Annotated in this window: 23 protein-coding genes; 10 read left to right on the top strand and 13 right to left on the bottom strand. The window is 68.5% G+C overall.

Annotated features, from left to right (window positions below; all coding sequences use genetic code 11):
* Positions 1-35: 35 nt before the first annotated feature.
* From ABN273_RS35585 to ABN273_RS35565, 5 genes are all read right to left on the bottom strand, one after another.
* A complete protein-coding gene (locus ABN273_RS35585; RefSeq protein ID WP_349453492.1) occupies positions 36-1112 on the bottom strand; it encodes an ABC transporter ATP-binding protein in 1077 nt (358 codons plus the stop codon).
* Entirely contained in the window at positions 1112-2179 is a 1068-nt protein-coding gene (locus ABN273_RS35580; protein WP_349453491.1) for an ABC transporter ATP-binding protein, read from the bottom strand. The genes ABN273_RS35585 and ABN273_RS35580 overlap by 1 nt, the downstream gene beginning before the upstream one ends.
* Positions 2179-3090, bottom strand: a complete 912-nt coding sequence (locus tag ABN273_RS35575; RefSeq protein WP_349453490.1) for a carbohydrate ABC transporter permease — start codon at positions 3088-3090, stop codon at positions 2179-2181. The genes ABN273_RS35580 and ABN273_RS35575 overlap by 1 nt, the downstream gene beginning before the upstream one ends.
* On the bottom strand, positions 3090-3956 hold the full coding sequence (locus tag ABN273_RS35570; protein WP_349453489.1) for a carbohydrate ABC transporter permease: 867 nt from the start codon (positions 3954-3956) through the stop codon (positions 3090-3092). Before ABN273_RS35570 ends, ABN273_RS35575 begins: the two co-directional genes overlap by 1 nt.
* An 80-nt stretch (positions 3957-4036) precedes the next feature.
* Positions 4037-5407, bottom strand: a complete 1371-nt coding sequence (locus ABN273_RS35565) for an extracellular solute-binding protein (protein ID WP_349453488.1) — start codon at positions 5405-5407, stop codon at positions 4037-4039.
* Between the two features lie 437 nt (positions 5408-5844).
* Here ABN273_RS35565 and ABN273_RS35560 point away from each other — a divergent pair, with 437 nt between their 5' ends.
* The 5 genes from ABN273_RS35560 to ABN273_RS35540 all read left to right on the top strand — a co-directional run bounded on the left by ABN273_RS35560 (position 5845) and on the right by ABN273_RS35540 (position 9787).
* Complete coding sequence (locus ABN273_RS35560) at positions 5845-6588, top strand: GntR family transcriptional regulator (RefSeq protein WP_349453487.1); 744 nt, start codon at positions 5845-5847, stop codon at positions 6586-6588.
* A 93-nt stretch (positions 6589-6681) separates the two neighbouring features.
* The gene (locus ABN273_RS35555) at positions 6682-7251 is read left to right on the top strand and encodes a DJ-1/PfpI family protein (protein WP_138666282.1); all 570 of its coding nucleotides are present in this window, start codon (positions 6682-6684) and stop codon (positions 7249-7251) included.
* Between the two features lie 22 nt (positions 7252-7273).
* A complete protein-coding gene (locus ABN273_RS35550; protein WP_349453553.1) occupies positions 7274-8092 on the top strand; it encodes an alpha/beta fold hydrolase in 819 nt (272 codons plus the stop codon).
* A 219-nt stretch (positions 8093-8311) separates the two neighbouring features.
* Positions 8312-8557, top strand: coding sequence for a hypothetical protein (locus ABN273_RS35545; RefSeq protein WP_349453486.1), 246 nt, complete (start codon positions 8312-8314; stop codon positions 8555-8557).
* A gap of 36 nt (positions 8558-8593) precedes the next feature.
* Positions 8594-9787: an MFS transporter gene (locus ABN273_RS35540; RefSeq protein WP_349453485.1), complete on the top strand. Its 1194-nt coding sequence runs from the start codon at positions 8594-8596 to the stop codon at positions 9785-9787.
* A gap of 248 nt (positions 9788-10035) precedes the next feature.
* On the opposite strand, the gene ABN273_RS35535 is transcribed toward ABN273_RS35540, so the two are convergent.
* The 7 genes from ABN273_RS35535 to ABN273_RS35505 all read right to left on the bottom strand — a co-directional run bounded on the left by ABN273_RS35535 (position 10036) and on the right by ABN273_RS35505 (position 17955).
* A complete protein-coding gene (locus ABN273_RS35535) occupies positions 10036-10452 on the bottom strand; it encodes a VOC family protein (RefSeq protein ID WP_349453484.1) in 417 nt (138 codons plus the stop codon).
* 518 nt (positions 10453-10970) lie between these two features.
* The gene (locus ABN273_RS35530) at positions 10971-12848 is read right to left on the bottom strand and encodes a glycoside hydrolase family 127 protein (RefSeq protein WP_349453483.1); all 1878 of its coding nucleotides are present in this window, start codon (positions 12846-12848) and stop codon (positions 10971-10973) included.
* 19 nt (positions 12849-12867) lie between these two features.
* A complete protein-coding gene (locus ABN273_RS35525; RefSeq protein WP_349453482.1) occupies positions 12868-13878 on the bottom strand; it encodes a LacI family DNA-binding transcriptional regulator in 1011 nt (336 codons plus the stop codon).
* A 306-nt stretch (positions 13879-14184) separates the two neighbouring features.
* A complete protein-coding gene (locus tag ABN273_RS35520; protein WP_349453552.1) occupies positions 14185-14646 on the bottom strand; it encodes an alpha-L-rhamnosidase C-terminal domain-containing protein in 462 nt (153 codons plus the stop codon).
* Between the two features lie 149 nt (positions 14647-14795).
* Entirely contained in the window at positions 14796-15002 is a 207-nt protein-coding gene (locus tag ABN273_RS35515; protein ID WP_349453481.1) for a hypothetical protein, read from the bottom strand.
* An 88-nt stretch (positions 15003-15090) separates the two neighbouring features.
* The gene (locus ABN273_RS35510) at positions 15091-15972 is read right to left on the bottom strand and encodes a beta-galactosidase small subunit (protein ID WP_349453480.1); all 882 of its coding nucleotides are present in this window, start codon (positions 15970-15972) and stop codon (positions 15091-15093) included.
* 18 nt (positions 15973-15990) lie between these two features.
* Positions 15991-17955 (bottom strand): glycoside hydrolase family 2 TIM barrel-domain containing protein, encoded by a 1965-nt coding sequence (locus ABN273_RS35505; RefSeq protein ID WP_349453479.1) that lies wholly within the window; start codon positions 17953-17955, stop codon positions 15991-15993.
* A gap of 350 nt (positions 17956-18305) precedes the next feature.
* Here ABN273_RS35505 and ABN273_RS35500 point away from each other — a divergent pair, with 350 nt between their 5' ends.
* Positions 18306-19343 (top strand): LacI family DNA-binding transcriptional regulator, encoded by a 1038-nt coding sequence (locus ABN273_RS35500; RefSeq protein WP_349453478.1) that lies wholly within the window; start codon positions 18306-18308, stop codon positions 19341-19343.
* A gap of 403 nt (positions 19344-19746) precedes the next feature.
* Here the strand turns inward: ABN273_RS35500 and ABN273_RS35495 are convergent, their stop codons facing one another.
* Complete coding sequence (locus ABN273_RS35495) at positions 19747-20265, bottom strand: hypothetical protein (RefSeq protein WP_349453477.1); 519 nt, start codon at positions 20263-20265, stop codon at positions 19747-19749.
* A 155-nt stretch (positions 20266-20420) separates the two neighbouring features.
* Between ABN273_RS35495 and ABN273_RS35490 the strand changes: the two genes are divergently transcribed.
* The 4 genes from ABN273_RS35490 (at position 20421) to ABN273_RS35475 (ending at position 24920) form a co-directional block, all read left to right on the top strand.
* Positions 20421-21488: a LacI family DNA-binding transcriptional regulator gene (locus ABN273_RS35490; RefSeq protein ID WP_349453476.1), complete on the top strand. Its 1068-nt coding sequence runs from the start codon at positions 20421-20423 to the stop codon at positions 21486-21488.
* A 167-nt stretch (positions 21489-21655) separates the two neighbouring features.
* Positions 21656-23005, top strand: coding sequence for an extracellular solute-binding protein (locus ABN273_RS35485; protein WP_349453475.1), 1350 nt, complete (start codon positions 21656-21658; stop codon positions 23003-23005).
* Positions 23006-23166: 161 nt separating this feature from the next.
* A complete protein-coding gene (locus ABN273_RS35480) occupies positions 23167-24003 on the top strand; it encodes a carbohydrate ABC transporter permease (RefSeq protein ID WP_349453474.1) in 837 nt (278 codons plus the stop codon).
* Positions 24000-24920, top strand: a complete 921-nt coding sequence (locus ABN273_RS35475) for a carbohydrate ABC transporter permease (RefSeq protein WP_349453473.1) — start codon at positions 24000-24002, stop codon at positions 24918-24920. The genes ABN273_RS35480 and ABN273_RS35475 overlap by 4 nt, the downstream gene beginning before the upstream one ends.
* Positions 24921-24932 lie beyond the last annotated feature (12 nt).

Raw genomic sequence — 24932 nt, 5'->3', positions numbered from 1 at the left:
GTGCGGGCGCATGTTGACGTCGCCGCCCTGCGCGGTTACCTCCCGGCCTCGGACAGCGCCAGCCCGGTGCCCGCATCGAACAGGTGCGCACGGTCCAGGTCGACCGTGACATGCAGCCGCTCGCCCGGCGTGCCGGTGACGGTGGGTCGTGCCTTGACCTTGAGGATCTCCGTCCCCACTCGGACGTCGACCACCGTTCGGTCACCGAGCGGCTCAAGGCCGTAGAGCTCACCCGACAACGACGCGTCCCCACGCTGCTCGACGGACAGGTCCTCTGCGCGCAGGCCCAGCAGCAGCGGACGACCGTCCTCAGCCGTGGTCCAGCGGGGCCGCGGCAGCGTCCAGCCTTCCGCCCCGACCAGACGATCTCCCTCGGCGTGGCAGGCGAGCAGGCTGATCGGCGGGCTCCCGACGAAGCCTGCGACCCACTGGTTGGCTGGACGCTCGTACACCTCAGTCGGCGTTCCGACCTGTTGCACCTTCCCCTCCTTGAGGACCGCGACCTGGTCGGCCATGGACAGGGCCTCGACCTGGTCGTTGGTCACGTAGATGAAGGTTGCTCCGAGGCTCCGGTGGATGCGGGTGAGCTCGGTGCGCATCTCGACGCGGAGCTTGAGGTCGAGGTTCGTCAGCGGCTCGTCCATGAGAAACGCGCGCGGACGACGGACCAGCGCCCGGGCCAGGGCGACACGCTGCATCTCACCGCCCGACAACTGCGCGGGACGACGCTGCAGCAGACGTTCGATGTGCAGCAGGCTCGACATCTGCTCGACGGCGGCAGCGATCTCGCTCGAAGAACAGCGGCGTGCCCGCAGCGGCGAAGCGATGTTCTCGTACGCCGTGTGTCGCGGGTAGAGGGCGTAGTTCTGGAAGACCATGGCCAGGTCGCGTGCGGCCGGGGCGTCACCGGTCGCGTCCCTCCCGTCCAGATGCACCGACCCGGCGTCAAGCTTCTCAAGGCCGGCGATCGCTCGCAGGGTCGTCGTCTTGCCTGCCCCGGAGGGCCCGAGCACGACGAAGAACGAGCCGTCCGGCACGTCCAGCGTCACCCCGTCCAGGGCCTGGACTTTACCGAAGGACTTGCACAGCCCGTGCACTGCCACGGTTCCCATCAGGCCACCAGCTCTTCCGTGCTCACGTCGTAGACCGGCGGGGGGCCGCCGGTGTGCCGCAGCCCGACCGGTGCGTCAGCAGAGAAACGGACAGCCGGTGGCATCCGAACCCGTACGTCGCGCTGGCCGCCGTGGTCAACCACGTAGATGATTTCGTCGCCCAGCCACTCCGCCGAGACCACGCGGGCCGGGACCGAACGTTCCGCCCCTGGTTCTGTGACTTCCAGCGCCTCCGGCCGCACGCCTGCGACCAGGCGACGGTCGCGCGGCAGGTTTGGCGGTGGCGTGAGGACCAGTCCGCCCTGACTGCGCAGCTTCCCGTCGGCCACCTCAGCCTCAATCAGGTTCATCGGCGGGGAGCCGATGAATGCGGCGCAGAAAAGACTCGCCGGACGGTCGTAGACTTCCAGCGGCGTGCCGATCTGCTCGACGCGGCCCTTGTTGAGGATGGCGATTCTGTGACCGAGCGACATCGCCTCGACTTGGTCGTGGGTGACGTAGACCATCGTCGTCCCTAGCTCCCCCTGCAGGTGCTTGATCTCCGTGCGCATGTCCGCCCTCAGCTCCGCGTCCAGATTGGTGAGAGGTTCGTCCATGAGGAATGCGCGCGGCCGTCGCACCAGGGCGCGAGCAAGCGCGACGCGCTGCTGCTCCCCGCCGGACAGCCGGTGCGGTCGCCGGTCCAGGAGCGGACCGAGCCGCATCAGCCGGGCGGCCTCGTCGACCCGCTCGCGCACCTCCTGCTTGGGCAGTCCCTCGGCCCGCAGGGGGAACGCCAGGTTGTCGCGGGTTCTCAGATGCGGGTAGAGAGCGTAGAACTGGAACACCATGGCGATGTCGCGCTCGGCGGGCGGCAGGTCGTTGACCAGCGTGTCGCCGATGCGGATGTCGCCCGTCGTCTGTCTCTCCAGGCCGGCTATGGCCCGCAGCGTGGTCGTCTTGCCGCAACCCGAAGGGCCGAGCATCACGAACAGCTCGCCGTCGCCGATGGACAGGTCCACGTGATCAACTGCGACCGTCCCGTCCGGGTAGCGCTTGTGCAGGGCGGTCACCTCGATGCCCGCCATCAGCGTCGCACCGCCCCGAGCGTCACACCGGCGACGAGGTGCTTGCGCACCAGGTAGGCGAAGACGAGCACCGGTAGGGCGAACACTACGGAGGCGGCGGCCACGAGACCCCAGTCCACAGTGGTTCCACCGATGAGGCCGGCGATGGCGGGTGGGGCCGTCCGCACGGCGTCGCTGGAGGTAAGGAAGATGGCGAACACGAACTCGTTCCACGAGAAGATGAGTGCGAAGACCGCCGTCGCGGCGATGCCGGGCAGGAGCAGGGGAAGGGTGAATCGCCAGAACGCCTGCAAGCGGGTGTAGCCGTCGAGCATGGCGGCATCCTCGTACTCTGCGGGCACCTCGTCGACGAACCCCTTCATCATCCAGATCGTGAACGGGACGTTGAACGCGGCGTAGATGAGGATCAGGCCGAGCTTGGTGTCGATGAGTCCGACTTGGCGGTACATGAGGAAGATCGGGATCACGACCACCACGGGCGGCATGAAGCGGGTGGACAGGATGAAGAACAGTTGGTCCTTCTTGGCCTTCACAGCGAAGCGTGAGTAGGCCCAGGCCGCCGGGACCCCCAGCACGGTGGCCAGCGCCGTGGAGACCCCGGCGACCACGACGGAGTTGAGGAACGAGACGGACAAGGCCGAGCGACCGCCGCCGGAGGCGACGAACACGTCCTTGAAATGGTCCATAGTGACCTTGAAGTCGAAGAACTTGGCCGGGATGGCGTAGACGTCCCGGTTCTCCTTGATGGACGTCTCGATCATCCACAGCGCCGGAAAGAGCATCACGACGGCCAGCACGGTCAGCAGCGCGACCTCCAGCACGGAGCGGCCCCGGCCGCCGAAGCGACGCGCGGGGGGCGTGTGATCCCGGGCAGGACCTGTGGACACGGCCTCGTCGACGGAGACGGCCATCAGTCCTCCTTGAGCTTGTTCAAGTAGCGCAGGTAGAGCTGCGTGAGGACCATGACGACGAGGACCATGAGGATCCCGTACGCCGAGGCGGTTCCGGTGTTGAAGCCCAGGAACGCGACCTTGTAGACGTGGAACGACAACGTCTCGGTGGAGACCCCCGGACCTCCGCTGGTGAGGATGTAGACGAGGTCGAACAGCCGGAAGGCCTCGATGGCCCTGAACAACACGGCAATGAGGAGCAGCGGCCACACCAGCGGAAGAGTGATGGTGCGGAACCGGAACCACTCGGACGCCCGGTCGATCGAGGCGGCCTCGTACAAGTACTTGGGGACCGCGGTAAGGCCCGCAAGTGCGATGAGCATGATGAACGGCGTCCATTGCCAGGTGTCGACCACGATCAGGGAAATCAATGCCGTTCGCTGCCGGGTGAGCCACTCCACCTGCCCCAGGCCGAGCGAGCCGAGCATGCTGTTGATCACGCCGAATTGCGCGTCGAGCATGAATCGCCAGAACAGCCCGACCACGACGGGCGACAGCATCATCGGAACCAGGAACAGAGTGGTCAGCAGTCCTCGCCCGTGCGTACGCCGTGAGATCAGGTAGGCGATGGCGAAACCGAGCACGGTCTGCAGGGTGACCGCGCCGATCACGTAGATCAACGTCGTCAAGGCCCTCAGGTGGACCTGCGCCGAAGTCAGGATGGCGGTGAAGTTCTCGAACCAGATGAAATGGGCGGGCCCCCCGCGGGTGGCCGAGTAGTCGGTGAAAGACAGGTACAACGCCCACAGCAACGGGAACACCGACATTGCGAGCAACAGCAGCAACGCGGGGGAGATGAAGGCCACGGCGAGCCAGCGGTCGCTCAAGCGGCGGGACCGACCCGGTGCAGGCGGCGTCGCGGACGCCACCTGCCCGGGGTGGTCGGTCGTCAGAGGGACGGGGTCACTCACAGTCCGCCGCCGCCCTTGCGGCTGCTGGAGTCGAGCACGCCCTGCTGCTCCTTGGCGATGTCGTCGAGCGCATCCTTCGGCTTCTTCGCGCCGTTGAGAGCCGCGTTCACGTTGGTGTTCTCAATGTCGACGAGGCGCGCGTACTCGGGCACGTTCCACATGTCCCGCATCCGCGGAACCGAGTCGGTGTACACCTGGTTGAACGGCTGGGCATTGAGGAACTCGGGCGACTCCAGGGCGTCCGTACGCGATGGCACGCCACCAGCGGCGGCCCACTTCTTCTGGATGTCAGCCCGCTCGAACCACTTCATGAAGTTCAGGGCCTCCGCCTGGTTCGTCTTGGAGGAGTAGGCCGACACGTGCATCCCCATGCCGCCGAGAGGCACCAGGTTCGTCTTCTGGCTCGGCAGCGGGGCGAAACCCAGCTTGTCGAGAATCTGCTCCCGCGTGGTGCCGAGCGTCGACTGCTTCGGGTCAAGCAGGCCGCCGCTCGCGGCGATCCAGTTGAACGCGATGCATGCCTTGCCCTGGGCGACCGCCGCGTTCACCTCGTCGATGAACCAGTTGCCGGAGCCCTTGGCGGTCAGCGGCTTCATCTTGTTGACCAGGACGTCCATCGCCTCCTGGCCCGCAGTGTCGTTGAGGACGCCCTGGATCTTGCGCTTCTTGGAGTCCCAGAGGTTGCCGCCGTAGACGCCGTTGACCGTGTTGTAGGTTACGGCCGCGGCGTCGGAGCCGTTGGCCTGGTGGAAAGCCAGCCCGCTGACGCCAGGGTGGTCCGCCTGGCACTTCTCGGCGACTGAGATCATCTCGTCCCAGGTCTGCGGTGGCTTGTCGCCGATCAGGTCCTTGCGGTAGATCATCGTCCAGGTGTCGCCGAGCAGCGGCAGTCCGTACAGGGGGGCGTTTTCGTCGCGCTTCCCGGTCTCCGCCTGGGGGAACTGGCCGTAGGCCGCCAGGAGGTACGGGTTGTAGGCCTTGACGTCGATGTTCTTCTTGACGAAGTCGGTGATGTCGAGGATGTTGCCGTTCGTCACGGCCTCGCCGATGTGTTGCGAGTCCAGGATCGGGATGTCGAAGTCGGTCTTGTGTGCTGCGAACTGGGTGAACATCGCGTCGTGCCAGTTCGCGTTCGGCACGGTGTTGACCTTGATGGTCACGTTCGACCGCTCCTTGGTGTACTCCGCGTTCGCGAAGTCTTCCAGCGCGTGGGCGGGGGGCCAGTCGAACCAGATGAAGCTGAGGGTCAGCGGGTCCTTGGTGAGCTCCGGGATGGTCGCCGGTGCCTTGGGGGCGCTCGCCTGCGTGTCGCCGCCGCAAGCCGCCACGGTCGTGGCCGCTAACATGGCCGCCGTCGCCAGCTGCACCTTTCGACCGGGAACGGACAGTCGTCCTATTCGCTTTGGATACCGCATCTTCTTGCCTGCTTTCTGGGTGGGGACTTCTGGAGCCCTGCCGCGTGCTTCGCCGAGCAGTTGCTGGGGTGTTCAGGCGTGTTGCCGGCTGTCGCAGGGGCTGACCCGCAGACCGGCGTCACGAGTACGCCACGACGTCATGGGGCTTCAGGCAGTCGAGCAGTCCTTCGGCCCTTGTGCGGCCCGGTGGCGAACCGAGAAGGACGTCGAGCATGCTCATGGGAGCTCCAACTGATCGCGGAGCGATGGCGGGCGGTTCCCCGATGGGTGAAGGATGGCTGACATCCGTCACCTTTCCTATACGATCTGAGTGGGGGCGTCAACATCCCGCAGCGTTGCGACCGATGTCAACAGGTTCCCGAAAACGCAAGAAAGGACCTCATGTCACGATGGACGACGAGGCGATGATCGCGCGGCGCCGTGGGGCCATGACGGCCGGAATGCCACCGGGAAGATCTCGCGGCCGGCTTGCCGACGAGGTGTACGACACGCTGCTCGGACAGCTGATGTCGCTACGGATCGAGCCTGGCTCCCGCGTCACGATCGACGCCCTGGCGCGAGAGCTGGGGGTCTCGCAGACGCCGATCCGAGACGCTCTGAACCGCATGGAGGCCGAGGGCCTGGTCGTGCGTGTGCCCCATGCCGGCTATCGCATTCCCCCCCAAATCACCCGTCACCGATTCGAGGACATGCTTGAGGTCCGCCTGCTCCTCGAGCCGGCAGCGGCGCGCAGATCCGCCGAACGCGCATCCCCGAAGCAGGTGGCCGGTCTGCGACGACTGCTGGAGGAGATGGCGGAGCTGGAGGGGGGCGACGGGCTCATGGCCTATGGCGCCTTCGGGCTACGCGACGCCGCTTTTCACGATCTCGTCGCCCTGAGCGCGGAGAACGAGGTCATCCGCGAAGCGCTCGCTCGCCTGCACACGCACGTGCACCTGTTCCGGCTTCTCCACGACACCCAGGTCACTCACTTGGCCATGGCCGAGCACGAAGAAGTTCTGGCCGCGATCGCCGCGCGTGACCCCGACGCCGCCGCCTACGCCATGCGTCGGCACATTCTGCTGTCCGGCGAGCGGTTCCGACGATTGTTCGATGACGTCAAGGATGCGGACGGAATGGCGGTAAAGGCTTGACGGGCGGGGCTGGGCCCAGGAATGCTGACGCAATCGGATCGGATCGGATCGGATCGGATCCACCTCACCCGCCTCAGATGCGAGGAGAAGCAGGTGCCCAGAGCGCTGCTCCTGACCGGCGACGCCGCCGAGGAGCTCGACACCATGTATCCCTACTATCGCGTGCAGGAGGGCGGCTGGGACGTTGACGTCTCGTCACGGACGATGCGTGACGTTCAGCTGGTCATCCACGAGTTCGACCCCAACTCCGACGCCTACGTGGAGAAGAACGGCCGAAAGTTGCCGGTCGACGTGCCCTGGGCCGAGGTCGACGTCGAGCGCTATGACGCCCTCATCATCCCTGGGGGACGCGCCCCCGAGTGGATCCGGGTCGACGCCGACGTCAGGCGCATCACCGAGCACTTCTTCGCGCGCAACCTCCCGATCGCGCTGGTGTGCCACGGCGCGCAGGTGCCAGCTGTGTACGGGCTGCTGAAGGGTCGAAAGACGGCGTGCTTCCCCCCCATCACCGGTGACATGGAGAACGCGGGCGCGACGGTCATCGACGCTCCCGACGTCGTGGACGGCAACCTCGTCTCCTGCCGGGGGTGGCCCGACATGCCGCAATTCGGCAGGGCGATGATGGAGGTCTTTTCGAAGTCCATCAACTCCGCATCGGCATGAGCACACCTGACCTGTCCCGGTGATGGCACTTCGGACCGTCATAGTCGACGGCTCTCCCGTCCACGTCCTGGAGAGCGGCACTGGGCCCGCGGTGCTGATGCTGCACGGCTCCGGACCCGGTACGACCGGATCCGGCGCCTGGGCGACGACGGCCCAGGCGCTGGGCACGTCCTGGCACCTGGTGGCTCCTGACCAGGCGGGGTTCGGCCGTACACCAATCCCGGCGGGCTCCAGGGGTGGGCTCCGGCTGTGGACGGAGCAGGCCGCGGGCCTGATGGATGCTCTCGGTGTCGAGCACTACGCCGTGGTGGGCCACTCCATGGGCGGTGCCGTGGCCCTGGCGTTGGCGGCCGCGCGTCCCCAGCAGGTCACCCGTGTCGTGGCGGTCTCGACGATGGGCGCCCCCGGGGCGCCGCTGTCCGCCGAGCTCGACGCGATCTGGGCCGCCCCCGCCGGCCCGCTCGGGGCACGAGACATGTTGAGTCGCCTCGTCCTCGACCAAGCGCTCGTGACCGAGTCGGCCGTCGCTGCCCGTGCAGCTGCGATGCGAGCGGGGGCGGCCGCATTCGCGTCGTTGTTCCCTCCACCCAGGGCACGTTGGGCCGACGAGCTCACCCTCTCGGCGCAAACGCTGGCAGGGGTCCGCGCGCCCGTGCTGCTCGTCCACGGCGCCGAGGACCGAGTCACCCCGCTCGGGACGGCAGCCCTGCCCCTGCTCGAACACCTGGCCGATGTCCGTCTGCACGTGCTCGGCCGATGCGGGCACGTGCCAGCGCTCGAGCACCCGCACGACTTCAGGCGACTCCTGTCGTGCTTCCTCGGCCGGGAACGAGGTCACTGATTGCTGCGACAGGTCCGCAGCCCGTGCTCAAGCAGATCAGCATGAAGCAGGCGTGATCCGCGCAGAAGCCAGCGCCCTCCCCGAGACCCGAGCCATGACGAGGCAGTGGCCGAGGTCATCGCTCGACATGGTCGCATCGTATACCGCTTCATAACTCATCGCGTGGTGCTTGATCTGGGGCTTTGACCCCCAGACGCCTCGCGGGCAAGATCGCGGTCTGTGTCGGTTCGTCTGCTGTATCTGACTCTGATTCGGGTGTTCGGCTGGCTGGTGTTGCTGGGACGTGGCCAGGCATCCAAGGATGTCGAGATCATGGTGCTCCGCCATGAGGTGGCGGTGTTGCAGCGTCAGGTCGTCCGGCCGAAGCCGGACTGGGCCGATCGGGCGCTCCTGGCGGCCTTGGCCCGCCCCTCAGCGCCGCGGGCGTCCGGGAGCGGCCCCGCCTCAAGCGCCGGACGTCTCTGACCACCCGCCCCAGCCCCGTTCTTCTGGGAGAAGCCGATGCCGTCGTTGGCGCAGCAGCGAGTCGCTCTGACGCCCAACTTTCTCATCCTGGGCTTCGTGCTCGGAGTATGGGCCGTGTCGATCCCGTCGATCAAGGATCGGATGACCCTCTCGTACGGGCGAGTAGGGCTGACGCTGCTGGTCCTCGGACTGAGCTCCCTCGCGGCCATGTCCGTCTCGGGACGACTGATGTCGCGCTTTGGGGAACGTCGAGTCCTGATCTGCGGAGGTGTGGCCTTCGGCCTGTCGGCTCTCGGACCGGCCGCTGCTCGCGCCTGGCCTGAGCTGTTGGCGGCCGCCGTGGTCCTCGGCGCCTGTAACGGCATCTTCGACGCCTCGCAGAACGCCTTGGCCGTGGCGCTCGAACGCAAGATCGGCCGACCCATCATCATCTCCTTCCACGCCTGGTTCTCGGCCGGAGGCCTGCTGGCGGCCCTCCTGGGCAGCGCCGTGCTGCAGGCAGGTGTCGATGTCAGGTGGCTGCTCGTCGGGACCGCGGCCGCGACCGTCACCCTCAGCCTGTGCCTGGCCCCTTGGCTACCCACAGCGCCCCGCCACGCCACCACCGAGGACCAACCCGCGGGCCAGCCGACACTGAGGAACAGGCGAATCATCGTGCTGGGACTGGTCGCCTTCGCACTGTTCACCGCCGAAGGGGCGGCCTACGACTGGTCCAACCTGCACCTGCGCAACGTCATCGGAGCCGCACCCAACGTGGCCGCCCTCGCCTTCGGAGCCTTCTCCGTTGGCATGCTGGGCGTGCGTCTCATCGCAGACCGGGTGGTCGCACGCGTCGGTCCCAGCAGGTATTGCCGGGCCGCCACCATTCTCGCCGCAGCCGGACTCGGTCTGGCCATCCTGAGCAACAATCCCCTTACGGCCATCCTGGGCTGGACCCTCGCCGGGCTCGGCATCGCGGGCACTGTGCCCCTCACGTTCTCCGCGGCCGGGAACGTAGATCCACGCCACTCTTCGACCTACGTCTCGAGGGTGGCGGCGTTCGGGTACTGCGGGTTCCTCGCAGGACCCTCAATCATCGGACTCATCGCCCAGGTCACGACTCTCCGAATCGCCCTGATCGTCCCGATCGTGTGCTGCCTCTTGGTCACCGGCGCTGCGGGGATATTGAGGGCCCGGCCCGCGCGTTCAACCGCCCAAGGATCAGCCGACTCACACCTGACGATCCGCTGATCGGGTCTCAGCGCCGACGCCCTCGAAGCATGCCCGGCGGGCCGGCACCTGCGGTGACGCACTCTGACGCCCACAGTTGGGAATGACGGGGCGGCTCCCGCGCGGCACTGTCCCGGGCCTGACCTCAAGCATTGGTCAGCTTGGATTTGCGGTCGGAGCCGGCTCACCTCACCCGATGAAGTGAGGGCGAGTTCGGCTTGGCGGGCAGCGTCACGCCGCCTGCAGGTCCGGCGGCCATAGTGCCGGCGCTACGGGGTCACTGCGTCGCGGAGCCACGGGGGCGGCACGAGTCGATGATGCGTGCTTGTCGCCTCGTACGCCAGTCCCGGCCGCCATCGGATGAGCTCGATGACAACCCCGAACGAGGTCAGGGAGTAGGACCAGATCAGGCCGTCGAGCGGACCGCCCCCTTCAACCTGTACCGGGGCCAGGACCTTGATGTCGTCTCGCGCCGCGAGCGTCTCGCCGAGCTTGAGCACCGCCAGCTGAAGCGACGCCTTCTCGGGTCCGTCGTTCCCCGGCCACACGTACCCGAAGTCGTCGTACGGCCCCGCTTGGAGGACTACGTCGAATCCGAACACGTCGACGAAGAACGCGATTGCCTCATCGAGGTCTGGCACCGTGATCCCGAGATGGTCGACAGCAATTTTCGGCGCGGGCGTCATCGGAACCTCCGCTTGACCGTAGAGCAGGAGGAGGCCATCACCACTCCTGGCGGCCGATGGGCTGGTACACCTCGGGACGCCGATCACGCAGGGACCCGCGCAACCGCCATCCCGAGGGACGAGGGAGTGCCGAGCCTCTCGAAATCGGGGCGAAGGCCATGGACGCGGTGAAGATCCTGGAAGGCAGCCGTTAGGGACTCCCCGGCGTTTGGGGCGCGGAACGCATCAATAGTGGCGGCGGGAACTGGGGAGGCCCTCCCCGGCCCGGCCACCTGCGGAGATGGGTGTTGCCGGAGCGTCGCGTCCTATAACCGATGGTCTCGGGAAGTGGGCGTCGTGCCGGGTGGGCGTCGGAGGCGGCCGTAGTACCGCTATCAGCCGGCCGGACAACACAACCAGCGGCGAGGGGAAGGGCCGCTGCTTCGTCGATGCGCAGCGACTGACCGGGGAGGGGCCCAGTCAGTGCCGGTCACGCTAGTCCCGCCCGAGGTCGAAAACCGTACAGTCCCGCACACGGTTCAGACCTTTGGCGCAGGCATGGTTTCGCCAGGGCCGGACGCTTCCGGGATCCAGATGCGCATGGCTGACGGGCCGCGGCGGGCCCACGCACGGTAGGCGATCAGGGGTACGGTGTGGGCTTCGCCGGATCGGTGGTGCCGGACGGTGGCCGCGATGGATTGGTTCGCCGCGGTGATTGTGCCCGGCATCAGCGTCGCGTCCTCCAGTTCCCATGAAGCCGGCAGGTCGATCGACTCCAGGGCGAGCACTTCGGGCCCGCGTTGGACCGCCACGCAGCCGCGGATCGCGTCGATGCGGTGGTCGGGGCGGGTGACCCGTGGCCGCATGTCGAGGGTCAGCTTCAGGGTGTCGCCTGCGTGCCATGTCCTGGTCAGCACCATGGTGGCGTCGGTGGTCCGATCGATAGGTTCGCCGTTGAGGCTGAGCCGGGTGTCGGCAGACCACTCCGGATCGCGGAGTCTGATCGACACCGGTCGGGGCGGCGCCTTTCGTACGGTGATCGTCACCACACCGCTGTATGGGTGGTCCGTGGCGACGGCCAACTCGAACGGCTCTCCGTCCACGACGGTGCCGAGGGCGGAGGAGGCGTACTGGTGGATCTGGATGCCGTCGGCCGTAGTGGTGGCCAGGTATCCGCCGAGGCTCGCGAGGGTGCGGGCCAGGTTGGGCGGGCAGCAGGAGACCTCGTACCAGGTTTGACGCCGGCCGGAGCCGCCGCGGATGCACACACCGTCGTCGTTGAGCGGGACCTCACTGTTCGGGTGGCGCTGGTGCAGGGTGTTGGCGTAGAAGAACGACCGGCCGTCCTCACCGAGCGAGGTGGCGACGATGTTGTAGAGGGTGCGTTCGATCAGGTCGGCGTAGCGGGGCTCGCCGGTGGCCAGTAGCAGCCGCCAGCTGAACATGATGGACGCGACGCCCGCGCAGGTCTCGCAGTAGGAGCGGTCCGGTGGCAGCACGTAGTCCTCGCCGAAGGCCTCGTCCATGTGATGCGAGCCCATCCCGCCGGTGATGTAGGTCCGGCGGGCGACGGTGTTGTCCCACTGCGTCTTCAGGGCCTCCAGCAGGTCGTGGTCGCCGGTCTCGACCGCGACGTCGACCGCCCCGGCGGCCAGGTAGAGCGCGCGTACGGCGTGCCCGCGCAGCACCTCGGCCTTGCGGACCGGCAGGTCGTCCTGTGCGAAGGCTCGCCCGAACTCGATCAGCGGCAACGTTCCCGTGCCGCGCCGCTCGACGAACAGCGCGGCCTGGTCGAGATAGCGATGCTCACCCGTGGTACGGAACAGCTCCACGAGCGCGACCTCGATCCCGGCGTGCCCGCACACCCGGTTCAGCCTGCCAGGCCCGAACATGACGCAGACGTGATCGGCGAGCCGGACCGCCACATCCAGCAGGGAACGGCCGCCGTACGCCCGGTGGTGCGCGACCGCCGCCTGGATCAGGTGGCCGAAACAGTACAGCTCGTGCCCCCAGGTGAAGTCGCTGTAGCGGGGAGCCTGCCACGGGCGGCCGAAGAGCGTGTGCAGGTAGCCGTCGGGCTCCTGCGCCGCGGCGATGCGCCGGATCAGGTCCTCGGCGATTCCGTCGAGCGCGCTGGGGCCCGAGCGGGCGTGCTCCCAGGAGACAGCCTCGATGATCTTGTAGATTTCCGAGTCGGCGAACTCGCGCCCGCGGTGCTCGTACCGGGTGCCGCTCGCGGCGTGGTCGAAGTTCGCCACCCATCCGAGCCGCTCCATCCATTCGACCGCGTGCGGGATGACGGCCGATCGGTTGACGCTCTGGAGCCGGCCCCAGAATCCCTCGTCCACCAGCCGGGCCTGGGGGAGGGAGAGCGGCTGGAGGAGGGCGTGGGAAGGCTGGACGGGTAGCGCTGACATGACACTCCTGACGGGGATCTCAGTGGCGGAGACGGGCGGCCGACTCGCGGACGACGAGCGCCGGCTTGACGACGAGATCGGGTGGCTGCCGCTGCCCGTCGCGCAGGTGCAGCACCTGCCGGAACGCCAGCCAGCCCAGGCGCTGGAAGTCCTGCTCCACAGTGGTCAGGGCGGGGGTGAGGAACTGGCTGAAGGGCTGGTTGTCGAACCCCGCCACCGACTTGTCATGGGGGAGCGCCACGCCGGCATCGTGGAACGCACGCAGCACAGCGGCGGCGATGACGTCCGTTGCGCAGAACACGGCGGTGACATCGTCCCGGTGCGCCAGCTCGAGGCCGATCTCGTATCCGCTACGCGGGTCGAACGAGGCCGGCCAGGTCGGTGGCGGCACGATTCCGCGAGCCTCCAGGGAGACGCGCCAGCCGACCGTACGGCCGGACGGGCGGCCGAACGGCGGCTCGGTGACGTGGTGCACGGTGCCGTGTCCCAGATCGAGCAGATGGTCGGTGACCAGGCATCCGCCGGCCTGCTCGTCCATCACCGCGTACGGCACGTGTTCCGGGCGGCCGTCGAACCCGGTGACACCCACCATCGGCACCGAGCTCGGCATGCGGTGGATCACCCGCTTGCTCTGGGCGTCGAAGTCGATCACGATGACGCCCGCGATCTCCTGGCTGAGCGCGCGCCGGATCGCCCCTTCCACGTCATCGCCCTCGGACTCCATCACGGAGACGGCGACCGTATAGCCGTTGTCGCGTGCGGCCTGCTCGATACCGGCCAGCACCTCCGCGTACCCGTAGCGGTTGAGGTGCGACGTCATGACGGCGATCATCGACCGCGCCCCCGAGACCAGCGTCCGGGCAACTCCCTTGGGCCTGTAGTCGAGCTCCTTGACCGCGCGCATGACCCGCGCCACGGTCTCCGGCCGCACCCCGGACGAACCGTTGAGAACCCGCGACACCGTCGGCGCCGAGACCTCGGCCAGCCGCGCGACATCAGCGATCCCCGGTTCCCGGCGTGACGACGACATGGCACAAATATATACATAGGATATGAAAAAAGCATCATCGCACTATCGCCGAGCCGTAGCCGGAGCCGCTCGGCCGGGGCGCTCCCATCCCCTCCTCACGGGCCTTTCGGTTGCTCAGGTGAAATCAGTGAGCGGGCTTGCCGAACCAGCGGGAGAGGTGGTCGTCCAGCTCCTGCTGATCGTCGCCGCTCCAGGCGACGTGGCTGGCCGACCGTTTCCACCCGGGAGAGGGGGCTTCGACATCGACCCCATCATGCGCTCGCTGGGCGGGACCTCGCTGGCGGCACGTCGTGAGTCCTGCCTCCATCAGTCCCCGCTGAGGCGGGCGAATCCGGCCTCGATTTCGGCGGGCAGGTGCTCGCCGCCCGGGATCAGCGCGATCGCCTCGCGAACGGTCATGTTCTGGGCGGCCGCGCCGAGCCCGGCTTTTACGTGCTCGGCGAGTTCGGGCAGATGGCCGACGATGGCGTCGGTGAGCACGCGCAGCGCGCCGGGCCGGTCGGCGACCTCACCCAACGTGCTGTCCAGCGTCAGCGGCGCGGAATCGGCGCGGGCGTCGGCGTGCGGGGCACTCCAGCGGTGGGTGCCGGAGCCGACGGTGATCGGGTTCCCGCCGGGCAGCGTCACATGGGCGATGGTGTTGGGCGGGACGACCGCCTCCACGGTGATGTCACCGTCGGCGATGCGCCAGGACGAGACGGCCAGGCCGTACGGGGTGCGCAGGCGGGCGGCGGCGTGGGTGAGGCCGCCGCCGGGCCGGGGACGGATGCTCGTCGGCGTAGGCGAGGTAGGTCTGCCAGGGCACGATGACGGCGGCGTCGCCCCACCCCGCGGACCCGTTCATGTAGTTGTAGGTCTCGTCGGCGCGCCGGTCGTGGCCCGGTCCGTCAGATTCTCCACCTTCTGTAACACGGTGATCAACGCCGGCATCCCCGGTGAAAGACCGGGCCGGCCCCGCCGACCATCCCCCTGTTGCTGATCCGGGCGTGCACGGCGTTGAAGGCGAGGACCCCCGCGAGCCCTCCCGCGAAGTGCAGGCTCAGGCCCAGTCCCGCGCCTGACGGGGTCAGCCCGTACTGCTCCCGCAGGCCCGGGACCGGCGGGCCGTAGAGGGCCTGGAGCATGCCGATGAGGATGAACCCGACACAGGACGCGACCGCGGCCGGACAAGTGAAGAGCCGGCCGTCGGCGGGCGACTCCACGACCTGTCAGTCACTTGATGTGCAGGAAGGAGAAGGAGAACTCCGCAGGCTGAGCCGGCAGGTGGTACCGCGGCAGCGGGCCGGGCCCACAGGACTGCGAGCCGATACCGTGCTGGCCGTGGTCGAGGTTGACCCACACCCGGTCGCCGGCCGTGAGGTCGGTGCGGTGCGCGGCGGTGTCCAACTGCTCGTTGGTCCAGCGCCGCGCGCTGAACCAGAACTCCGGGTCGCCCTCGATCCTGAGGCCGCCGATCTCGGCCCAGCGGACGTCGGCGCGGGCGCCGTTCTCCTGCGGGCGGACGTACGGTGTCTGCAGCTCGTCGACTGTGGACTCCCAACGGCCCAGCATGGAGGCCGACCTGGTGTCCGGGTACGCCTCACCGGGACCGCCGCCGAACCATCGCACACGGTCCGTCGAGTCCGCGAGCCCGAACCGGATGCCGAGCCGGGGAAGCGGCACCTGCCAGTCGCCCTCGGGCGTCACGGAAACGGTCAGCTTGAGCCGGGTGCCGTCGGAGGTCCATCGGTAGACGGTGGCGAGGCCGGCCTCGCGGGCAGCGGGCGCCACCCTGGTCCGCACGGTCAGCGCGTCGTCGCCCAGTTCGACGGAGTCGAGGCGGTGCCGCATCCGGTGCAGGCCGAATGTGTGCCACAGCGAGCCGAAGCACACGCCGTCCCGCCAGGAGGTGCCGTTGTCGTTGTCGGTGGCCGCCCGGAAGACGTCCAGGCGCAGCCCGTCGACCGCCACACTGCCGATCGACGTCAGGGCACCGGTGCGGGGGGCGAAGGTGGCCGGTCCGAGGGTGATCTGCCGCTCGCCGAGGACGGGCCGGTGGGAGGCCGTGACGGATGGCGCCTGGCGTGCGGCCGCGGGGAGCTGGCCCCACGCCACCGGGTGGCCCTTCGGTGCTCATGCGGTGTCCGTCGCGAGCAGCGCCCGTATCGTCCACTGCCTCTCGCCGCCGCGCGTATCGGCCGGCGGCTCGGGCAGCGTCAGGTCGACGGACTCGCCGGGTGCGAGCGCCGGCACCGGCAAAGCGCCGGCCTCGACGGTCTCGCCGTCCACCTGGTACGACCAATCGAAGGCGAGCGCGGACAGGTCGGCGAAGTCGTGCCGGTTGGTGACCCGCACGGTGCCGTCCGTGCCGTCGCCCTCGATGCGCACCGGTTCGATCACCTTCTGGTACTCGAGCAGCCCCGGTGAGGGCGTGCGGTCCGGGAACACCAGTCCGTCGCAGCAGAAGTTCCCGTCGTGCAGTTCCTCGCCGAAGTCACCGCCGTAGGCGTAGCCGAGATCGGCGTGCTTGATCCCGTGGTCGATCCACTCCCAGACGAAGCCGCCCTGGAGCCGCTCGTACGATTCGAAGAGCCGCTGGTAGTCGGCGAGCCCGCCGGGGCCGTTGCCCATGGCGTGCGCGTACTCGCACAGGATGAAGGGGAGTCGCCGCCGCTTGTGCGTGCCGCCGTCCAGCTCCTGGCCGATGCGCTCCACCTCGGCGGGGGAGGCGTACATCCGTGAGTACATGTCCGTGTCACGGCAGTCGCCGTCGCCCTCGTAGTGCACGAGCCGTGAGGAGTCCCTGCTGCGGATCCATGCGGCCATGGCCGTCAGACCACGTCCGGTGCCGGCTTCGTTGCCGAGGGACCACATGACGACCGACGGGTGGTTCTTGTCGCGCTCGACCATGCGGGCCGCGCGGTCGAGCAGGGCCGGGGTCCAGCGGTCGTCGTCGACGGGGTTGTCGCGCCAGGACTGCTCGGTGAAGCCGTGGGTCTCCAGGTCGCACTCGTCGATGACCCACAGTCCGTATTCGTCGCACAGGTCGAGGAAGGCCGGGTGCGGTGGGTAGTGCGAGGTGCGGACGGCGTTGATGTTGTGCCGCTTCATCAGCAGCACGTCCTCGCGCATGGTCTCCAGGTCCAGCGCGCGGCCCTGCTCCGGGTGCCACTCGTGCCGGTTGACGCCCTTGAAGAGGACGGGCCTTCCGTTGACCTTGATCAGGCCGTCCTCGAGGACGACCGTGCGGAAGCCGATCCGCAGCGGTACGCGCTCGCCCTCGGTGGCCAGCACGCCGTCGTACAGCTTCGGTGTCTCGGCGGTCCACGGATCGACGGGGACGGTCACGGACTCGCCGGTGGCGACATCGATCGCGAGCGCGGGCACGGTGATCCGGCCGTGCACGTCCGAGTCGACCTTCAGCGTGCCCTCGCCGGTGACGTGGTCGAAGGAGGCGTGCACGAAGAAGTCGAGGACGCTGCTGGCCGGGCGATGCAGCAGCGTGACGTCACGGAAGATGCCTGGCAACCACCACTGGTCCTGGTCCTCCAGGTAGGAGCCGGCCGACCACTGGTGAACCCGGACCGCCAGCACGTTGCCACTCGGCCTGAGCAGATGCCCGACCGTGAATTCGTGCGGGAGCCGCGAGCCCTTGAACTCGCCGAGATCCGTGCCGTTCAGCCACACCCGGGCGCAGGACTCCACGCCGTCGAAGCGGAGCACCGACTGGCCATCCGATGGCCAGCCGGACGGCAGGTCGAAGACGCGCAGGTGATCACCGGTCGCATTCTCCGTCGGAACACGCGGCGGGTCGACCGGGAAAGGATAGAGATGGTTGGTGTAGACGGGAGAGCCGTGGCCCTGCAGGACCCAGTGGCCGGGTACGGTCACCTCGGCCCAGTTCCCCGCGTCGTATCCCGGCTCGGCGAACGAGTCGTCCTCGGTGTCGGCCGTCGGTGACAGACGGAAGCGCCAACTCCCGTTCAGAGAGAGCGACCTGGCGTCCGAGCCTGCATACCAGGCGCGGGGCGGCAGTGCCCCGCTGCCCGGCGAGACGTCCTCAACGTAGGCGATGGCTGTAGTGGTGCGGAAAGACATCTGTCTCCTAGGTCTATCGGGCTGCACATCGTCCGCGGCCTGCGGACGTATGCGGCGCGCAGGCTGCGGGCGAACGCGGGGCCGACGCCCACGGCGGCGGGAGGCCTGGGCAGGGGACGGTTCGCGCTGGGGGTGCACCCATCCTCCGTTACCGTTAACGTGAACGGTAACGGATTCTGGCTCACCGGATCGCTCCCGTCAATGCCCGACCTCAAGCGGCTCGCGATCCATGGGGCTGCTCGGCGAGGGCCCCAGGTCGCGGCGCGGTGGCGGGCAGAGACCACGGACCTGCGGTGAACCTGCTTGACTTGGGACACGGGCAGCACGAGGAAACGGAGTGTGCAGGCGGCGTGGCTGGACAACGAGAAACGGAAGGGCAGCCGGGGCGGGACTCCCTCGGCACGGGGACCGTCAAGCGCGTCACGCTGCGCGATGTCGCCAAGGCGGCGGGCGTGTCGCACCAGACGGTCTCGCGGGCGATCAACGGCAAGGGAGAGATCGACCCGGAGACCCAGCGTCGGGTGCTCGACGTTGCCCGGCGGCTGCGGTACCGGCCCAGCCGGTTCGCCCGGGGGCTGGTCCGCCCTGAAGTCGTGACCGTGGGGCTCATCGTGCCCGACGTGGTCAACCCGTTCTTCCCCGAGTTCATGGCAGGGGTGTTCGCGGCCGCGGACCAGCGGGGCTGGCAGGTGCTCGTGGCCAGCACCGAGAACACCCCGCCCCGGGAGCTGGCCCTGCTCCGCTCGCTCGGAGGGCAGGTCGACGCGCTCGTCAGCTACCTCAGCCACGCCGACGCACAACTCGAGCCGTACGTGGGCTCCGTGCCGCTGGTCATCGTCGACCGCGGGATGGACTCATCGACCTACGCGCTGGTCGAGGTCGACACCGAGGCCGGGATCAGGGCCGGGATGCGGCACCTCATCGACCAGGGGCACCGCCGAATCGGCATGATCGACTGCGAGTCGCTCTGTGACCCGTTGGTCCGAGGCCGCGTCTTCGCCGAGGTCGCCGAGGAACACGCCCTGCCGATCGACGACCACTGGAGAATCGTGGGCGAGCAGACCCTGGACGGCGGCGCCGCCGCGTTCGAGGCGCTGCACGCCGCGCACCCGGACCTCACCGCCGTGTTCGCCTTCAACGACATCGTCGCGATCGGCGCGCTCCAGGCCGCCCGCCGGCTCGGCATCCGAGTGCCGGACGACTGCGCACTCGTCGGTTACGACGGGCTGGGCGTCACCGATCTGCTCGACCCGCCACTGACCACCCTCTACCTGGACAAGCGACGGCTGGGTGAAATGGCCGTCCACCAGGTCGACCGGCTCCTCTCCGGTGAATTGCCACCCCCCGCCGTCCTGACGCCGCGCCTGAACGTCCGCGGCACAACCTGAGCCGGGGATGGCGGCGGTAGCGAATGTGGTCCCAGGCGATGCGGTCAAGGGGGTCGGCTCGGGCCGGTGCTTGGACATCACCGGCGCGCACCGCAGACCAACGGGACGCAGGCGCAGATCTGGGACTACAACGGCGGCGCCAACCAGCGCTGGACCCGCACCTGAGGAACATCACGAGACACACCCGCGCCGGAGGTGGCCCGCCATTGCGCGGCCGCGTCATCGTCGGTGGTGGGCACGAAGGCCGCGACCGTCTCCACCGCCGAAGCCAGCTTCTCCCGCGGCCATGTCGAGCCGGAAGGCGCCGTAGAGGTTGGTTCGACCAGAACAGCGCGGTGAGCCCCCGCCGTCCGAGCCGGTGCTGATCGCCACGGTGGTGAACGATCAGTTTCCGGTCCGACCGTCACTCCCGGGCCGGTCGGCAGTTGCACCACGGCGGGCACCGCGTCCTCCTTGGCACAGCTAACAGGGCCCCTTCACACGCCGCGCAACGGATGTCACCAGAGGCCGCAATCGGCGCTGCCACAGATAATAGAGCGAGCCCCTGAACCACCAGCTGCGCAACGTCACCAAGGCCCGCAGGCACTTCCCCGGCGACGACGCCGTGATCAAGCTGCTGTGGCTGGGGTGCCGTCGCCGGCGTGCGCACGGTCGGCCGCAGCCCGTCGGCGCCCACCACCAGGTCGAAGTGCTCGGTGACGGTGGCGCCGGAGGCGGTGTCGCGCAGGGTGACCTCCGCTGCGAAGTCGTCCTGGGTGATGCGGGGCGGGCGCGGTGGTGGAGCAGCGGATCTCCACATCGTCCGGCAGCGCGGCGTCAGCACCGGCTCCCAGCCCACCTGGCGTAGCCGCACCGTGGTGGCGATTCCCGCGATCCCGAGCCCGACCACCAGCGCACGGCCACCCTTGGCTGCGTCGTTCATGACGACTCCCTTCTTTGCGGGCGCAGGTTACGGTGTGTTTCAGGCTCTTGACGTGCGCCTCCCCAACTGCATAGATATGACTGCGCAGACATGACTGCGCGGTCATATAGCTGACCTCGGCAGATGCGAGGTCGGCAGCTATGGGGAGAGTGACCATGACACGAGAGGTGAGGCGGGGCGGAAACGGCTCCATGCCGCGAGGTGTGGACGTGGCGCGCCTGGCGGGCGTTTCGCAGAAGACCGTGTCCAGGGTCCTCAACAACGAGCCGTACGTCTCCGCCGAGGTGCGTCAGCGTGTGCTCGCCGCCGCCGCGCAGCTCGGCTATCGGTTGAACAACGCGGCTCGCGCGCTCGCTTCCGGACGGAGTGGTTCGATCGGCGTGGTGTCGCTCGGGACGGCCCTGTACGGTCCCGCCTCGCTGCTCATCGGCATTGAGCGAGCCGTCCGGGACATGGGTTACGCGCTCCGCCTGGTCAACATCGTGGAGGGCGACCCGTCGGGCATCGCCGGTGCCGTGGAATCGCTTCTGGAGCAGGGCGTGGACGGCATCGTCATCTCCGAGCCGATCGACGAGGGAGCGGAGCTCGTCCGCGCCGACGTGCCCGTTCTCGTCTTCGGCACTCCGCTGCCCTTCTCCGCCCCTCGCGTGGTGACCGCGGGTGTCGGCTCCGACGAACTGGCCCGGGCGGCCACCGAGCATCTGCTGGATCTGGGGCACGCGACCGTCCATCACGTCGCCGGTCCGCAGCGCTGGTATGCGGCCAGAGAACGTCTCGGGGCGTGGCGAGCGGCGCTGGCGGCCCGCGGCCTCGGCGAACCGCCCATCGTCGAGGGTGACTGGTCGGCCGCGTCCGGATACGCGGCAGGCCGTCGGCTGGCCTCGGACGGCGACGTTACGGCGGTGTTCGCCGCGAACGACGACATGGCCATCGGCGTGATCCGCGCACTGTTAGAGGCCGGCCGGCGTGTGCCGGACGACGCCAGCGTCGTAGGTTTCGACGACATCCCCGTCGCGGCGTACGTGACCCCCCCTCTCACCACGGTGCGTCAGCCCTTCGACGCCGTGGCGACAGGGGGACTCAGGCTCCTCGTCCATGCCATCGAACAACCGCACGCAGACCTTCCCGCGGCGGCCGACCACCCGGTCGAGCTCGTCGTCCGCGCCTCGACCGCGCCCCCGCCCCGGAAGACCCCGGTACGCGGGCGCGCGATCTCTCGCTGACCAGCGTCGATCAGCCAGCCCAAGCCCCTGCTAGCCACATCCGCCTTCTCCTTCTCCGCCTGTCGTCAGGCGTGCCGATCATCCTTGCCCATTGACGGGAGTTCCCCATGGCCCCATCCAGTCACCCTCCGATCAGCCGGCGGCTTGTTCTCACCACCGCCGGAGCAATGTCGCTTTGCGTGGCGCTGGCCGCGTGCGGCGGCGGCAGCGGCGCCGCCAAGAGCGCCGGCAGCGGCACTGCTTCGTCTGCCCCCTCCGCCGCCGCGGTCGTGAGCCAGGCCGAGATCGACAAGGCGATGTCCACTCCGACCGAGCTGACGTTCTGGACCTGGGTCCCGGACATCCAGCAGGAAGTCGCGCTCTTCGAGAAGAAGTATCCGGCGGTCAAGGTGAAGGTGGTCAACGCCGGCCAGGGTGTGCCGCAGTACACCAAGTTGCGCACGGCGCTGAAGGCGGGCACCGGCGCTCCCGATGTCGTGCAGATCGAGTACCAGTACATCCCGACGTTCACGATCACCGACAGCCTGCTGGACCTGCGGCCGTACGGGGCGTCGGCGCTGAAGGACAAGTTCGTCGACTGGACGTGGGGGCAGGTTAGCGGCGCGGGCGGGGAGGTCTGGGCGATCCCGCAGGACACCGGCCCGATGGGCATGCTGTACCGCAAGGACATCTTCGACAAGCACGGCATCCAGGTGCCGAAGACCTGGGACGAGTTCGCCGCCGCGGCACGCAAGCTCCACGCGGCCGATCCGGACGTCTACCTGACCAACCTCGCCTCGAACGAGGCCGCCGCCTGGCATGGCCTTCTCTGGCAGGCCGGGGCCAAGCCCTACGTTAACGCTAACAAGAGCGACATCTCCATCAAGGTCAACGACGAGACCTCCAAGAAGCTCGCCACGTACTGGGGCGGGCTCGCCAAGGAGGGCGTCATCGGCGTCGAGCCGGACTTCACCGACCCGTGGTTCTCCGCGCTCAACAAGGGCAAGTACGTCACCTGGATCACCGCGGCCTGGGGGCCGGTGTTCCTGTCCGGCGCGGCCAAGTCGACCGCCGGGAAGTGGCGGGCGGCCCCGCTGCCGCAGTGGGATGCGGCCAAGCCGGTCTCCGGGAACTGGGGCGGCTCGACCAGCGCGGTCACCAGGACGACCAAGAACCCGATCGCCGCGGCGATGTTCGCCCAGTTCATCAACAGCGACCCCGAGAGCGCCAAGCTGCTCGCCACCAAGCAGTTCTTCTTCCCGGCGACGAAGGCGCTGCTCGCCGATCCGAGTTACGTCGGCGAGAAGCCGGACTTCTACGGCGGCCAGCAGGTCAACCAGGTGTTCGCCGACATCAGCGGCACGGTCAACCTCTCCTTCCAGTGGCCGCCGTTCCTCGACCGGGTGGTGACGGACTGGACCGAGACCGTCGGCAAGTCCCTCGCCGACAAGAGCGACACCGCCGCCGCGCTCGACCAGTGGCAGACGCGGATCACCACGTTCGCCAAGAGCCAGGGCTTCACCGTCCAGGGCCAGTGACCGCCGCCGGGTCCCGCACTCCGGTGCGGGACCCGGCATCACCGCAGAAAGGGCCGGCTATGACCGCCATACCCGCGGCCTCCCGTGAACACCCGCGCCGAGTAGCGGCGACACGTCACCGACGCGGTCGCGGCCGGAAACGGTCGGCGGGGCCGCTGTTCGTGGCCCCGTTCCTGGTGCTCTTCCTGGTGCTCTTCCTGGCTCCGCTCGGCTACGCCGCCTACCTGAGCCTGTTCCAGGAGCGGCTCATCGGCGGGACGACGTTCGTCGGGCTGGAGAACTACCTGACCGCCGTCCAGGACCCGCTCCTCATCCAGGGGGTTCTCCGCGTCGCAAGGTTCTTCGTGATCCAGGTCCCCGTGATGCTGCTGCTGGCCCTGCTGTTCGCGCTCGCGCTCGACAGCGGGCTGATGCGGCTCGCGCGGATGGTGCGGCTCGGCATCTTCCTCCCGTACGCCGTCCCGAGCGTCGTCGCCTCGCTCATGTGGGGCTACCTCTACGGGCCCGACTACGGCCCGTTCGCCCAGCTGAGCAAGGCGGTGGACCTGCCCGCGCCGCCCTTCCTCAGCGACGGCTGGATGCTCGGGAGCCTGGCGAACATCGTGACCTGGGAGTTCGTCGGCTACAACATGATCTTGCTGTACGCCGCCCTGCGGGCCATCCCCCAGGAGCTCTACGAGGCGGCCGCGATGGACGGGGCCGGCGCCTGGCGGATCGCCTGGAGCGTCAAGCTCCCCGCACTGCGGCCGGCGCTCCTGCTGGCCCTGGTGTTCTCCGTGATCGGCAGCTTCCAGCTGTTCAACGAGCCGAAGCTGCTGCAGCCCCTCGCCCCGGACGTCATCGACAGCGCCTACACCGCCAACCTCTACGCCTACTCCTTGGCCTTCACCAGCCAGCAGATCAACTACGCGGCCGCGGTGTCCTTCCTTCTCGGGGTGGTCATCGTGATCGCCTCCTACGCCGTCCTGCTCACCGCCAACCGCAGGAGGACCGCATGACCACCATGACCTCGGCAACATCGAGCACCGCAGGAGTGGGCCGGGCCCGGCGCCGGTTGCCGGCCCGCCGGCGGCACAGCACGCCGCTGACGATCGCCATGCTGGCCGCGCTGGCGTACTTCCTCCTGCCGCTCTTCTGGCTGGTCGTCGCCGCCACCAAGAGCACCCAGGACCTGTTCACGACGTTCGGGCTGTGGTTCTCGCGCACCCCGCAACTGCTGGCCAACATCGGCGCGACCTTCGCCCACGACGACGGGGTCTTCGCCCGCTGGCTGCTCAACACCCTCCTGTACGCCGTCGTCAGCGCCTTCGGGGCCGCGCTCCTGGCGGCCGCCGGCGGGTACGGGTTCGCCAAGTTCCGCTTTCGCGGCGACCGCGCCGCCTTCAACCTGGTGCTCGGCGCCATCATGGTGCCGACCACCGCCCTGGCCATCCCGACGTACCTGCTCTTCGCGAAGGTGGAGCTGGTCAACACCCCCTGGGCGATCATTCTGCCCTCCCTCGTCAGCCCCTTCGGCCTCTACCTCATGCGCATCTACGCCCAGGACGCCGTCCCGGACAGCATCCTCGAGGCCGCCCGCATCGACGGCGCCGGCGAGGCCAAGATCTTCTTCCAGATCGTCATGAGGCTGCTGGCGCCGGGCCTGGTGACGGTCGTCCTCTTCACGCTCGTCGCCACCTGGAACAACTACTTCCTCCCGCTCATCATGCTCAACGACCCGAACCTGTACCCGATCACGGTCGGCCTCGCCTCCTGGGCGTCCCAGGCCGTCGGCGGTGGGGCCGGTGCCAACAGCGACATGCTCGCGCTCGTCGTGACCGGGTCCATGCTCTCGATCATCCCCCTCGTCGTGGCCTTCCTGCTGCTGCAGCGGTACTGGCAGAGCGGTCTGACGTCCGGCGGCGTCAAGCAATGACCCGTACGTCCA

Source organism: Nonomuraea sp. B19D2, from assembly GCF_040137845.1.
Lineage (GTDB): Bacteria > Actinomycetota > Actinomycetes > Streptosporangiales > Streptosporangiaceae > Nonomuraea.
This window is presented reverse-complemented; position numbering and strand designations above follow the sequence as displayed.

Excerpts from the sequence above, each read along its gene's own strand:
- ABN273_RS35535 (WP_349453484.1), bottom strand. The coding sequence starts at position 10,452 with ATGACGCCCGCGCCGAAAATTGCTGTCGACCATCTCGGGATCACGGTG.
- ABN273_RS35515 (WP_349453481.1), bottom strand. The coding sequence starts at position 15,002 with ATGCTCCAGGCCCTCTACGGCCCGCCGGTCCCGGGCCTGCGGGAGCAG.
- ABN273_RS35540 (WP_349453485.1), top strand. The coding sequence starts at position 8,594 with ATGCCGTCGTTGGCGCAGCAGCGAGTCGCTCTGACGCCCAACTTTCTC.
- ABN273_RS35575 (WP_349453490.1), bottom strand. The coding sequence starts at position 3,090 with ATGGCCGTCTCCGTCGACGAGGCCGTGTCCACAGGTCCTGCCCGGGAT.
- ABN273_RS35505 (WP_349453479.1), bottom strand. The coding sequence starts at position 17,955 with ATGTCTTTCCGCACCACTACAGCCATCGCCTACGTTGAGGACGTCTCG.
- ABN273_RS35490 (WP_349453476.1), top strand. The coding sequence starts at position 20,421 with ATGACACGAGAGGTGAGGCGGGGCGGAAACGGCTCCATGCCGCGAGGT.
- ABN273_RS35525 (WP_349453482.1), bottom strand. The coding sequence starts at position 13,878 with ATGTCGTCGTCACGCCGGGAACCGGGGATCGCTGATGTCGCGCGGCTG.
- ABN273_RS35585 (WP_349453492.1), bottom strand. The coding sequence starts at position 1,112 with ATGGGAACCGTGGCAGTGCACGGGCTGTGCAAGTCCTTCGGTAAAGTC.
- ABN273_RS35475 (WP_349453473.1), top strand. The coding sequence starts at position 24,000 with ATGACCACCATGACCTCGGCAACATCGAGCACCGCAGGAGTGGGCCGG.
- ABN273_RS35495 (WP_349453477.1), bottom strand. The coding sequence starts at position 20,265 with ATGAACGACGCAGCCAAGGGTGGCCGTGCGCTGGTGGTCGGGCTCGGG.
- ABN273_RS35580 (WP_349453491.1), bottom strand. The coding sequence starts at position 2,179 with ATGGCGGGCATCGAGGTGACCGCCCTGCACAAGCGCTACCCGGACGGG.
- ABN273_RS35485 (WP_349453475.1), top strand. The coding sequence starts at position 21,656 with ATGTCGCTTTGCGTGGCGCTGGCCGCGTGCGGCGGCGGCAGCGGCGCC.
- ABN273_RS35530 (WP_349453483.1), bottom strand. The coding sequence starts at position 12,848 with ATGTCAGCGCTACCCGTCCAGCCTTCCCACGCCCTCCTCCAGCCGCTC.
- ABN273_RS35550 (WP_349453553.1), top strand. The coding sequence starts at position 7,274 with ATGGCACTTCGGACCGTCATAGTCGACGGCTCTCCCGTCCACGTCCTG.
- ABN273_RS35560 (WP_349453487.1), top strand. The coding sequence starts at position 5,845 with ATGGACGACGAGGCGATGATCGCGCGGCGCCGTGGGGCCATGACGGCC.